9 protein-coding genes are annotated in these 12,999 nt (G+C 64.0%); 8 read left to right on the top strand and 1 reads right to left on the bottom strand.

The window, feature by feature from the left end:
• Nucleotides 1–437 precede the first annotated feature (437 nt).
• From pheA to ACW4LP_RS02105, 8 genes are all read left to right on the top strand, one after another.
• Nucleotides 438–1,286 carry a prephenate dehydratase gene (gene pheA, locus ACW4LP_RS02140; RefSeq protein WP_114540044.1) on the top strand — a complete coding sequence of 283 codons (849 nt, stop codon included), beginning with the start codon at nt 438–440 and terminating at the stop codon, nt 1,284–1,286.
• A 554-nt stretch (nt 1,287–1,840) separates the two neighbouring features.
• Nucleotides 1,841–3,118, top strand: a complete 1,278-nt coding sequence (locus ACW4LP_RS02135; protein ID WP_455803423.1) for a hydrogenase small subunit — start codon at nt 1,841–1,843, stop codon at nt 3,116–3,118.
• Between the two features lie 17 nt (nt 3,119–3,135).
• A complete protein-coding gene (locus ACW4LP_RS02130) occupies nt 3,136–4,809 on the top strand; it encodes a nickel-dependent hydrogenase large subunit (protein ID WP_022740096.1) in 1,674 nt (557 codons plus the stop codon).
• A 1-nt stretch (nt 4,810) separates the two neighbouring features.
• Nucleotides 4,811–5,497 (top strand): cytochrome b/b6 domain-containing protein, encoded by a 687-nt coding sequence (locus tag ACW4LP_RS02125; RefSeq protein WP_114540046.1) that lies wholly within the window; start codon nt 4,811–4,813, stop codon nt 5,495–5,497.
• Between the two features lie 498 nt (nt 5,498–5,995).
• Nucleotides 5,996–8,647, top strand: a complete 2,652-nt coding sequence (locus ACW4LP_RS02120; RefSeq protein ID WP_173112714.1) for a YhgE/Pip domain-containing protein — start codon at nt 5,996–5,998, stop codon at nt 8,645–8,647.
• Nucleotides 8,640–10,832 carry a YhgE/Pip domain-containing protein gene (locus ACW4LP_RS02115; RefSeq protein WP_418911620.1) on the top strand — a complete coding sequence of 731 codons (2,193 nt, stop codon included), beginning with the start codon at nt 8,640–8,642 and terminating at the stop codon, nt 10,830–10,832. Before ACW4LP_RS02120 ends, ACW4LP_RS02115 begins: the two co-directional genes overlap by 8 nt.
• Before the next feature lie 332 nt (nt 10,833–11,164).
• On the top strand, nt 11,165–11,602 hold the full coding sequence (locus ACW4LP_RS02110) for a viscotoxin-A3 (protein WP_161128455.1): 438 nt from the start codon (nt 11,165–11,167) through the stop codon (nt 11,600–11,602).
• A gap of 9 nt (nt 11,603–11,611) precedes the next feature.
• Complete coding sequence (locus ACW4LP_RS02105) at nt 11,612–12,112, top strand: hydrogenase maturation protease (protein ID WP_022740091.1); 501 nt, start codon at nt 11,612–11,614, stop codon at nt 12,110–12,112.
• Between the two features lie 70 nt (nt 12,113–12,182).
• Here ACW4LP_RS02105 and nth read toward each other — a convergent pair whose 3' ends face one another.
• Nucleotides 12,183–12,845: an endonuclease III gene (gene nth, locus ACW4LP_RS02100; protein ID WP_278981949.1), complete on the bottom strand. Its 663-nt coding sequence runs from the start codon at nt 12,843–12,845 to the stop codon at nt 12,183–12,185.
• Between the last annotated feature and the right edge of the window lie 154 nt (nt 12,846–12,999).

Below are 12,999 nucleotides of genomic sequence, written 5' to 3'. Positions count from 1 at the left end.
GTCTCAATTCCGTGTCAATACGATTTGAAATAATGTGCAAAACTCTTGGTAAATCGGGAATTTAACGAGACATCAATGCGGTTTCAACGCGAATTTGGCGAGAATGAGAGTAGACGAGATGACGAAAGAGTGGAAAGTCGTTTCGAGATGGTGGATAACGTACCCTGAAGGATGCTTTGCCGGAAAAGCATCCCGGAAACGCTTTGTTGATGCTGTCGTGTTCGCCCAAGGCTCAGCAACCGAAGAGCACGTGAAAGAGATCGGAACGGGGCTGTTTCAAAGCCGTTCGGGCGCCGACGCGCTATGATGATCGCAGACAACACGCGACGTCGCGTTCTGGCATGCAGCATCGCGAGCGACGTGCGACGCGGCTCGCGATTAGTGGCGCAGTGATTGGCGCGCGACATCGCAAATGACGCACAACAGATTGGTTTAACATGAGCTACGAGAACTCCATCGCTTTTTTGGGTCCTGCCGGAACGTACTGCAACGAAGCGGCTTTGCGTTTCGCCGCCCGTCTCGGCATCGACGACCCCGATCTGGTGGAGTGCGCTTCTTTCGACGAGGTTTTCGATTGCGTCGACGATGGGACGGTGCGCTTCGGCGTCGTCGGCAAGGAGAATTCGCTGGAAGGTCCCGTCACGGCGACGCTCGACAACTTCGCCTTCCGCACCGACTCGGTTATCCTGGCCGAGGAGGTGATCGATGTGCGCCATTGTCTGGCGATGCATCCCGAGGCCGCTCGATCCGACATTCGCAGGATCGCCTCCCATCCGCAGGGCATCGCGCAGTGCCGCCGCTTTCTGGCGGAGCATTTTAAGGGCGTTTCAACGCTTTCCGTGGCCTCAACGGCCGAAAGCGCGCGGATGGCGGCCGGCGATCCTGCCACGGCGGGTATCTGCAACCCCCTTGCCGCTCGGTTGCACGGCGCGCGCGTGGTCGCGGAGTCGATACAGGACAACCCCGAGAACCAGACCGCTTTCGCATTGGTGGGTCGCCTGGTCGATGCCGAGCTTTTGCGGGGTTCGCGCTACAAGACGTCGCTGGCGCTCTTTTTGCGCGCGGACAAGCCCGGTGCCCTACAGATGATTCTTTCCGAATTCGCCTACGCGGGCATCAACCTGACGATGCTGCAGTCGCGTCCGACAAAAAAGCAGCTGGGAGATTACATGTTCTTCGTTGAGCTTGACGGGTCAATGCATGATATCGACGTTCAGACTGCCCTCGATTGCCTGCGGCTGAAGTTGCGTGAGGTTAAGGTGTTCGGTAGCTATCCGGTGGAGTAGCGGCCGTTCCCTGCTCTCTGTTTCGAGCAAGTGGTCGGTAGATGCCACTTCGACCCCGAAATGGACGGGAGCCCACCTTCCTTTTTGGCCATTTCTAGGTCGAAGTGGCATTTTCGCGTGCTTTTTCTTTGGCCCGTCGACCATTTCTGGGTCGAAGTGGCATCTACGCGGCAAATACCGAAGACGAGAGAGCGGGCGACCCGCGATTCTTTCGTGCGGCAAAGCGGAGTTGCGGCTGAGGGCGCTATCGCAAGCGGCATGTGTTGGTCGCGCAGTCGTCTGCCGCCGCTGGCGAATTCGGGCATGCAAGGGGATTGCGGCCGACAGCTCGCCAGGGCCGCGCGAGCAGGGCCTTCCCGCCGACGGCGCAAATCGGGCGCGAACGGCGCGGCGCCGAAAATGCCTTGTTACCAGCAGGGGAGCGCGTAACATTTTCTCGCCGCTGGTAGATGATTTGACCGTTTGTGACCCATTGTGCAGCTTTTGTGGCGATCGAACGGATAATCTAACCCCTGCATGTAAGAGAGACGAGACACCTATAAGGAGGTGTACGCATGGAAAATCAGGCAACGATGTCAGACTTTGACAGCATCCTTGCCTCGCGTGGCGTTACCCGTCGCAGCTTCATGAAGCTGTGCGCCGGCATCGCCGCCGCAGCCGGGCTCTCCCAGCTCGCGGTTCCGCGCGTGGCGCAAGCTCTGGAAGAGTCTGTTATCGGCGCGACGTCCGGCAACCTGTATCCGGTCATCTGGATCGAGGGTGCTTCCTGCACCGGTTGCACGGAGTCCTTCGCCCAGGTGGAGACTCCCGATGTCGCATCGGTCGTGCTCGACATGATCTCCCTGAACTACTCGGAGACCCTGTCGGCCGCCGCTGGCCACTCCATGGAGGAGGCCAAGGCCCAGACCATCGCGGCAGGCAACTACATTCTCATCTACGAGGGCGCCGTGCTCGAGGCCTTCGACGGCAACGCTCTGCGCGTGGCCGGCGAGGACGGCATCACGGCCCTTGTGGAGGCTGCCGAGTCGGCCAACGCCGTTGTGGCGGTCGGCTCCTGCGCCGTGAACGGCGGCTGGATGGCCGCTGCCCCCAACCCGGCCCAGGCCCTTGGCGTCCAGCAGTACCTGAAGAAGGTCGGCGTCGCCACGCCGGTCGTCAACGTTCCGGGCTGCCCCGTGAACCCCGAGTGGGTCATGTCCGTGCTCGTGGACGTCGTGGTCATGAAGGACATGGACCTGCTGGTGAACCGTCTGAACGAGTTCAACATGCCGGGCGATCTGTTCAACCAGACCATCCATGACAACTGCGAGCGTCGCGGCCACTTCGAGAATGGCGAGTTCGTCTACGAATTCGGCTCGAAGGAAGAGGAGATGGGCTACTGCCTGTATCCCGTCGGCTGCAAGGGCCCGCAGACCCGTGCCCTGTGCGGCGTCACGCTGTGGAACAACCGCCGCAGCTGGTGCGTGCAGTCCGGCGCCCCCTGCATCGGCTGCTGCGAGGCCAACCCGAACAACCCGGGCGACAACTGGGCCGAGGTGAACACCCCGTTCTACAAGCGCATGCGCGACCTGCGCATCGGTCCTCTGAGCCTGCAGCCCACCACCATCGCCGTGACCATCACCGGCATCGTGGCGGCGGCGCTCGTGGTGCACGGCTTCGGCATGAAGCTCTCCGGCCGCATGGACGGCGGCGCTCCGTTCGAGAAGATCCGCAAGTGGGATGCCAAGCATCCCGACCAGGAGATCGGCACCTACGCCGACCCGGTCGCCGGCGGCCCGGTTCTCGACGACGAGCTGCTGCAGAAGAACGCCGAACCCCGTAACAACGATTAAGAAGGAGGTGAGCTGACTTGACACGTTCTGTTATTGATCCCATTACCCGTATCGAGGGCCATCTCCGCGTCGAGATGGAGGTCGAGAACGGCGTGGTCGCCGACGCCTGGGTGTCCGGCGGCTGCTTCCGCGGCATGGAGCTCGTCGTGCAGAACCGCACCCCCGAGGATGCGGCCCAAATCGTCGAGCGTATCTGCGGCGTGTGCCCCGTTTCGCACGCGCATGCCTCCTCGATCGCCGGTGACAAGGCCTACGGCATCACCATTTCGAACAACGCCCGTATCGTGCGTAACCTGCTGGAGGGCGCTCAGTTCCTGCACAGCCATATCCTGTGGCTGTACAACCTGGCGGCTCTCGATTACGTGAACCCGCTGAATGCGCTTCAGGCCAACGTCGACGACGCCTACGCTGTGGCCCTGGAGAACGGCCTGGCGCTGCACTCCGACCTCAACCAGCTCTACGAGAAGCTGGCGGCCTTTGCCGACAACGGCCAGCTGTCCATCTTCTCGGGCAACTGGTTCGATGCCGACGGCGGCGAGGCCTACGTCGACAACCCTGAGGCGAACCTGATCCTCACCTCCCATTACCTGGAGGCCCTGAAGATGCAGGCCCGCTCCTCCGAGATGGCGGCGCTGCTCGGCGGCAAGATGCCCCACGTCATGACCTCCATTCCCGGCGGCAACATGTGGGTGCCCACCGAGAGCAAGCTCGACGATCTGCTCGCCATGGCCACCGAGGTCCGCGACTGGGTCAACGACACCGTTCTCGCCGACACCGTGATGCTCGCCAAGCTCTATCCCGAGGTGCTCACCTTCGGCAAGGGCTGCGGCCGCTACATCGCCTGGGGCGTCTTCGAAGGCCCCGACTGGCCCTACGGCGACAACTACACCGAGCAGATGCTCAACCGCTACCTGCCCATGGCCGTCCTGGACGAGCAGTTCCAGGCGTCGGACGTGCAGGAGAACCTCATCACCGAGTACATGGGCCGCTCCTGGTACAAGGGCAGCGAGACCTACACCTCGCCGTACTTCGTCACCGATCCGGACTTCACCGAGTACAACGTCGACGACCGCTACAGCTGGGTGAAGGCCCCCGCCTACGACGGCAAGCCCATGGAGGCCGGCTCCATGGCCCGCATCTTCGCGGCCTACGTGCGCGGCGTGCCCTTCATCAAGGAGCAGGTCGACGCCGTTCTCGGCATCCTCGGCGCCAAGCCGGGCGACCTGGCCGCTTTCCAGTCCACCTTGGGACGCACCGCCATCCGCCAGATCGAGACCATCTACATCGCCAACCTCATGGTGGAATGGGTCAACGAGCTCGCCGAGGCCATCAAGGGCGGCGACTCCGAGTACTTCCGCGAGCCTGCCCGCCTCACCGGCGAGGGCACGGGCTTCTGGGAGGCCCCCCGCGGCGCGCTCTACCACTCCGAGAAGGTGGTCGACGGCAAGATCGAGGGCTACCAGATCATCATCCCGTCCACGTGGAACCTGGCGCCCATCAACGGCGACGGCGAGCACGGCCCGCTCGAGCAGGCGCTCATCGGCGTTCCGGTGGCCGACATCGAGAAGCCCATCAACGCCCTGCGCACGGTTCACTCCTTCGACCCCTGCACCGCTTGCGCCGTGCACGTCACGGAGCGCGGTACCGGCAAGCACTTCGAGACCGTCACCAGCCCTTGGGGGGTGAAGTAAGATGGCCCATCTCGCTCACTACAAAGAGGCCCATCCTCTTATCTTCGTGGTGACCCACTGGATCAACCTGATCGCCATGATCATGCTCATCCTGTCGGGCATCATCATCCACTTCCCGGTGCTGCCGTTCCTCACGGGCATCGCCCGCGGCTGCCATCTCTTCTTCGGTTTCGTGCTGTTCATCAACTGCGTGGCCCGCGTCATCATGGCCTTCTTCGTGAAGACCGCGCCGACCGGCGGCACGCGCCAGCAGGTGACCGACTTCAAGACCTGGCTGCCCCAGAAGGACAACCGTCATCAGGCCCTGGAGTGGATCAAGTACTACCTGTTCCTGAAGAAGGATCATCCCCTGGGCGCCAAGCTTGGCGTGCCGCAGAAGATCAGCTACTTGCTGATCCCGATCCTCATCGTGCTGATGTTCTGGACGGGACTCTGCCTGTGGGGCGTGACCATGAACGTGCCCGTGTTCGCCGCGACGACGAACCTCGTGGGCGGTCTCATGTCCATGCGCATCATCCACTACTTCGGCATGTACGTGTTCATCATCTTCATGTTCATCCATATCTACCTAGCCAATGTCGAGGGCTTCGCCCCCACCAAGCTCATGTTCATCCACAAGGAGCATGGCGGCCTGGTGTACGACCCCGATCTGCACAACATCGTCGGGGAGGACGCCGACCTCCACTAAGGGTCGCGCACGTCGAAGTCGAAAGGGGCGGTCTCGCAAGGGGCCGCCCCTTTTTGTTGCGCGTCTCCCGTTGACGGGCCACGGGGTAATGCTCAGTCGCTCAGACAGTCCTCACTTTGGAGAACAGGACATTGAGTCCTGTTCTCGTCGCTGCGGAACTCGCTTGGTGAGCACCACCCCGTGTCCCTTCGCGAGTTATACACAATTGAGTGCAAGTTAAGAGGAGACGTCGGGTGTTCTGACCGAGCGAGTTCCGCAGATGGTATCGAAGGCGAGGCAGGAACGGGATAGGGCAATCTCATCGCCTTCGATACCAGCGAGGACTGTTTGAGCGAATCAGAATACCCGACGGCTCCTCTCCGGAGGAGACGCAGCCAAGATAGTTGCTTGACTGATCGCTTCAGTCCGTCAACAAGGGGAAGCAAATTTGCCGGGGTTGCGCTATGATTATCGGCAACTCTGTTCGCTTACCGACTGCAGGCGGAAAGGATCCGTTTCGTGCGGAATGTTCTGAAGATACTTAAGCGCGATCTTCTGCGTCTTTTGAAAACGCCGCAGGCGCTCGTGGTCGTGTTCGCCCTCATGGTGATTCCCTCGCTGTACACCTGGTACAACGTCATCGGGTTCTGGAACCCCTACGACAACACCGGCAACCTCACGGTCTGCGTGGTGAACCAGGATGCGGGCGGTTCCTCCGAGCTCACCGGCGAGCTGAACGTGGGGGAGCGCATCGTGGACCAGCTGCATGAGAACGACCAGTTGCACTGGGAATTCACCGACTACGACGCGGCCATGAACGAGCTGAAGAGCGGACGCGCCTATGCGGCCTATGTCATCCCCGAGCATTTCACCGCCGATCTGCTCACGCTGACCACCGGCGATTTCACGCAGCCCAAGATCGAGTACTACGTGAACGAGAAGTCGGGGCCGGTCGCCCCCAAGATCACCGACACGGGCGCCACCACGCTGGACGAGACCATCAACTCCACTTTCGTCGCCACGGTAAGCGACGTGGTGGTCAAGACCATCGACGAGAAGGTGAACGAGGGTCGCGAGAACACCAAGGAGATGCAGTCGAAGGCCGCGCAGAAGATATCGGAGGCCGTCGCCGCCACCGGCGAGGTGCGCCGCGTGCTCGCCGATTTGGGGGATGCGTCGAAGGCGGCCAAGGACAAGGCGGCCTCGGCCAAAGAGACGCTCTCCAAAGCGAGTGCCGGCATCGACGCGGCCGATGAGTCCTTAGGCCAGATGGGGGAGACCGCGACGGCCATGCAGAAGACCTTGAGCGACTTCTCCGCCTTCGCGCTGCCGGCCGTCACCGCCGGTCTCGACGACATCACCCAGGCGTCGAACGACGCCACCTCGGCCGCCGCGCGCCTCACTGCCGCCTTCGGCGAGGCCCAGGGAGGCATTCAGGCGGCGCTGGCCCAGGGAAGCGCCGCCGTGCAGGAGAGCGGCCAGCTGGCGTCCTCCGTGCGCGCGGCGGCGGGCTCCCTTCCCGCCGGCAGCAGCGAGCGCGCCGCCCTGGAGGCTCTGGCCGACTCCCTGGACGAGCGGACCCGGGCGGCCTCGACGGCCCTGGACGCGCTGACGGCTGCCAACGACCGCGCGCAGTCCTCGGCGGCCGCGCTCTCGGATGCGACATCGGCCCTCGATGGCGCGGTGCGCCAGGCGACCAGCGGCGCGTCAGCCTATTCCACGACGTTGTTCGGCACCACGCTGCCCGCCGTGAACGATGCGCTGGACGCGCTGGCCGAAACTTCGTCGGCCCTTTCCGGGGCCCTTGAGACCCAGCGGCTCCTCGTGGCCCAGACCGGGCTCGTCATCGACCAGCTGGACGCCACCATGGACACGGCCGCCTCAACGGTGGCCGAGACCGACCGGCTCTTCGCCGGCCTGGAAAGCGAGCTGGGCATCGTCTGCAACGACGTGCTCGCCTTCGGCACCTCCGACGCGCTTTCCCGGCTCGTGGGCGAGGGCGGTCTTGACGCCGACAAGATCGCGGCGTTCATGGCGTCGCCCACCGAGGTGGTCACCGAGCAGCTCTATCCGCTGAACGCCTACGGCAGCGCCATGGCACCTTTGTTCATGAACCTCACGTTCTGGATCGGCGCCTTCATGCTGCTCGTCATCATGCGCCAGGAGGCGGACGGCGAGGGCATCCCCGGCCTGACGTTGGCCCAGCGCTACTGGGGTCGGTATTTGTTCCTTGCGGCCATCGCCGTGATGCAGGCGGTCATCTGCTGTGTCGGGGTGCTCGCGCTCGGCGTGCAAACCGTCTCGGCGCCGGCGCTCATCTTCGCCGCGGCGCTGGCGTCGCTTGCCTACCTCTCCATCATCTACGCCTTCTCCGTCACGCTGCAGCATATCGGCAAGGGCATCTGCGTCATCCTCGTGTTCGCCCAGATCCCCGGCGCCACGGGCCTCTATCCGATTGAGATGACCTCGCCGTTCTTCCAATCCATCTACCCGCTGTTCCCCTTCACCTACGGCATCGGGGCCATGCGCGAGGCCATCTGCGGCTTCTACGGCGGCCAGTACGTCTCCGACCTGCTCGTGCTCGCGCTGTTCCTCGTGCTGTTCATGGCGCTCGGGCTCCTCATCCGCCCGCTCATGGCGAACGTGAACCGCATGGTGGCCCGCCAGGTGCGCGACGGCGGCCTGTTCAACGGCGAGGACGTCGACATTCCCGTGCGCCCCTACCGCATCTCCCAGATCATGCGTGCGCTCTCCGACAAGGACACCTACGCCACGGCCCTGCAGCAGCGCTATGCGACGTTCAACCGCTGGTACCCGCGGCTCATGAAGGGCGCGCTCGTTTTGGGCGTGGCGGTGCCGGTGGTCCTTGCGGTCATCTTCGCCCTGACGCCGACCGAGAAGGTGTGGCTGCTCACGGGCTGGCTCATTTGGATCATCGTCATTTTCGTGGCGCTCGTGGTCATCGAGAGCCTGCGCTTCAGCTTCGAGCGGCAGCTGAAGCTAGAGAGCCTCTCCGACGCGAGCCTGATCGACCTGTACGGCGCCACGGCGGACGTGGAGCGGGCCGCCTGCATGGATGCGCGCGATGCGGGCTTCGGCGGTCGAGAGCACGAGAGTGACCGCGATGGCGCGCGCGATGGTGCGGAAGGGGAGGAGGCTCGTCATGAATAACGTCTGGCGCCTGTTCCGCTTCGATTTGGGCCGCTTGAAGGCCAACGTCATGTCCATCATCATCACGCTGGGCCTCGTTCTCGTGCCCTCGCTGTTCGCCTGGTACAACATCATCGCCTGCTGGAACGTCTTCGACAACACGGGCAACCTCACGGTGGCCGTGGCCAACACCGACGAGGGCTACCAGAGCGACCTCATCCCGCTGCGCATCAACATCGGCGACCAGGTGGTCTCCGCCCTGCGGGCCAACGACCAGATCGATTGGCACATCACCGACGAGGAGGACGCCATCGACGGCGCGAAGTCGGGGCGCTACTACGCCGCCGTGGTGATCCCGAAGAGCTTCAGCCGCGACATGCTCACCTTCTACACGGGCGACGCGGGCCACGCCGATATCGTCTACTACGCCAACGAGAAGAAGAGCGCCATCGCGCCGAAGATCACCGATCAGGGAGCCGACACGGTGTCCTACCAGGTGAATGCCGTGTTCGCCCAGACGCTCTCCGAGGTGTCGCTCTCGCTGGCCGAATCGCTTTCCAGCTTCGCCGACGAGGACGACTGGGACGGCCGCATCGCGGTGGTGGCCGATCATGTGCGCGAGATGGCCGATGCCTTCGACGACGCGTCCGGGGTGCTTTCGCTCTACGGCTCGCTCGCTCGCTCCTGCGAGGATCTCTCGCGCCATTCGGCCGACCTGGCCACCCAGGCCTCCACGGCTCTGGACGAGACGCTGTCCGCCGCGACGGGGCGGGCCGACGCGGTGCCGGCCACGGTGGACGCTCTGAAGAGCTCGGCGGATACGCTCAAGAGCTCGCTGGCTGACAGCGCCGCCGCCTTCGGGGCGGTATCCGATTCCGTCGACGCGCTGTTCGATGCGGCTTCCGGGGACAGTCAGGGCATTGCCAAGGATCTGCGCGCCCAGGCCGATGCGCTTGCGTCCCATGCGACGGTGTACCGCCAGGTGGCCGACAGCTTGGAAGGCGCCGCCCCGTCGCTGCCCGAGAGCCTCCGGCCCCAAGTGACCGCCCTGGCCGGCCGTGCGAGAGCGGTGGCGTCCCAGGCGGATTCCATGGCCGCGAGCCTGCGGACGGCCGCCGATAAGCTGGAGGCGGGCGACACCGATCTTTCCGCCGAGCGCGATGCCGCGAAGGCCAAGGCGGCCGAGGCCGCCGCCTCCATCAATTCCATCAAGGACGATTACGAGGCGAATGTGGCGCCGGGGCTCGCCTCGCTGGCAGAGCAGGCCGCCTCCATGGCCGATGCGCTCTCCGGCGTTTCCGACGACCTGAAGGGCGTCGGCGGCGAGCTGTCCGCCTCGGCCACCTCGGCGGCCGATGTCATGGCCGGCACCGCCGACAAGATAGCCGAGACCACCGAGAAGCTCAAGGGCGTCTCCTCGGGGCTGCGGGAGATGGCCTCCGATATCGACGGCGCCATCGCCTCGGGCGACCGCGACGCCCTGCGCGCCGTGCTCGGCTCCGATGTATCGGCCCTTTCGAAGGCGCTGGCGAGCCCGGTGGGCGTCGAGCGCATCGCGGTGTTCCCGGTGGAGAACTTCGGCAGCGCCATGGCGCCGCTCTACACGACGCTGGCCCTCTTCATCGGGTCGCTGCTCATTCTCGTGGTGTTCAAGCCGAAGGCGGACCTCCGCATCCAGAAGGAGGCGGGGCTTGTGAATCCGAAGCCGCGGCAGCTGTTCTTCGGTCGCTTCGCCGTCATGGCCGTGGTGTCGCTGGCCCAGTCGACGGTCATGGCGCTGGGCAACCTGTTCTTCCTCGATGTGCAGGTGACCTCGCCATGGCTGTTCATGGTGTGTTTCTGGGGCGCGGGACTTGTGTTCACCTTCATCATCTACGCGCTGGTGGTGTCCTTCGCCAACCTCGGCAAGGCCATCGCCGTGCTTCTGCTCATCGTGCAGGTGACCGGCTGCGGCGGCTCGTTCCCGCTGCAGATCATGCCCGATTTCGTGCAGGCCCTCTCGCCGTGGCTTCCCGCCACCCACGTGGTGAACGCCATGCGAAGCGCCATGATGGGCACCTACGGCAACGACTTCTGGGTGCAGATGGGCACGCTCGCCCTGTTCCTCATCCCGGCGGCGCTTTTGGGCCTCGTGCTTCGCAAGCCCCTGGAGAAGTTCATGGAATGGTACGTGGAAAAGGTGGAGAGCTCGAAGCTCATCAGCTAGCGCGCGCTGCGCGACCGTATCCGACCCCATCCCCCATGCTTCCCTTTTTGGCAGTGAATGCCACTTTGACCCCGAAATGGCAAGCCAAATGCCAGTTGAGGGTAGAAATGGTCGAAAAAACTCTGGTATGTTGCCGAAAAATCGACCATTTCGGGGTTGAAGTGGCATTTATCCCCGAAAATTGGAAAACGAGAATCGAGATGGTCTTGTTGAATGAAACTGGGACCTGGATGGGACGTCCTGCCAATGATAGGGCGGGATTGGAAATAACGGCGAGCACACGAAGGGGCCACCCGACGTGCCGCCGATCAAAGAGAGGAAAGATAGGCGACATGGGCGAGCCATTGACCGACGAGCAGATTGCCGAAGAGGAGAAGTTTCTCGCGGGGCTGCCCCGGGTGAACCTGGGGGCGCTGTTTTTGGCACCCGTGTGGGGGCCGGCCCATGGGATGTGGGCGGCGTTCCTCTTCTTCGTCGCATGGCTGTTCGCGGACAACGTGATTTACGCGGCCACGGTGGAGCCGACAGCGATGAACGTGGTGCTGGCCATTCTCATGGCCGCGGGGCTGGTGGGCGCAACCGCGGTGTTCGCCATCGTGGCGCAGCCTTTCGCGGCGCATCGGGCCGAGAACATGGGGGTGAGTCGCGAGACCTACCTGCGGCGGCAGCGCATCTGGGCCGTTGTTGGCGCGATCATCGCCGTGGCCATCGTGGCGTTTGCCACCTGGTACAACTTGGATCTGCGCCCGACGCTGGATACCTGGGCCTAAGGAGAAGGCATGGAAGCGAGCGAGCGCACGGCGGCGGTGTTCTTCGTCGGGAACCGACTCATGCTGGACGATGGCGTGGGGCCGGCGGCCTACGACGAGATACTTGCCGGCTATGACATCCCCGAGAACGTGACGCTGGTGGACGTCGGCTGCATGTCGCTGGACATGCTGCCCTACGTGGAACGTTGCGACCTTATCCTCACGGTGGACGCCGTGGACGGCACGGGCGACGCGCCGGGCACCGTGTACCGGTTTGAGCCGGATGCCATGGCGCGCCATTCCGGCCCCGAGGCGTCGCTGCACGATTTGAAGCTCGTCGACCTGTTCGACGCCGCATCGCTCATGGGCTACGAGGCCGAGGGCTTCTGCCTGGGCATGCAGGTGGGCAATCCCTCCCCGGAGCAGTTCGTTGTGGGGCTCACCCCCGAATGCGCCGCCGCCCTGCCCCTGCTGGTGGAAACCGTCGTGGCCGAGCTGCACCGCCGCGGCTTCCCCTTGCAGAAGAAATAGAAGGGGCGACCAAGGTCGCCCCCTACGGGGGGTGAGACGGCGACTATCCGCTATGGAAGCGGGAAGGGTCCTACTCCCACTGGCCTCGGGTGGGGCACAGATCGCCGACGATGCAGTCGGCGCAGCGGGGGTTGCGGGCGCGGCAGAACTCGCGGCCGAAATGCACCCACTGGTGGTTGATGAACAACCACTGCTCGCGCGGGTACACCTTCAGAAGGATGTCCTCCACCTTCTGCGGCGTGTCAGCTGAGGGCCCGGCCAGCTTCAGCCGGTGGGCGATGCGGAAGACGTGGGTGTCCACGGCGATGCCCTGGGGATCCTTGAAGGCTTCGCACATGACGCAGTTGGCGGTCTTGCGGCCCACGCCGGGCAGCTTCTGCAGCTCATCTACGTCGGCGGGCACCTCGCCGCCGAAATCCGCCGTCACCATTTGTGCGAGTGCCACGAGGTTCTTCGCCTTGCTTCGGAAGAACCCCAGCGAGTGGATGATCTCCGCCACTTCGTCCGATGAGGCGGCCGCCATGGCCGCTGGGGTAGGGAAGGCCGCGAACAGGCGCGGCGTCACCTTGTTCACGGCGGCGTCGGTGCACTGGGCCGACAGCACCACGGCCACGGTGAGCTCGAAGGGCGTGCGATAGTCGAGCGACGCCTTCCCAGGGCCGTAGTGCTCGAACATGCGCTCCTCGATGGCCGCCGCCCGCTCCCGCTTGCTCGCCAGGGATTCCCGTGCCATGCTGCCTCCTTACCTTTTGCGCCGGCCTGCGTCGCCGCTGTGTCGTTTTCGCTATTGTCGCACAGCGCGGGCTCCTTCTCGAGGAATAGTTAGGGGAATCGCGGCGGGACGGTTTACTTCTTTGCTACTATTGGCCCCCCGTTCGCGTCGCTGC

Source organism: Adlercreutzia sp. CNCM I-6215 (genome assembly GCF_977072315.1).
Note: the sequence above shows the minus strand (reverse complement) of the source record. Positions and strands in the feature narration are given on the sequence as shown.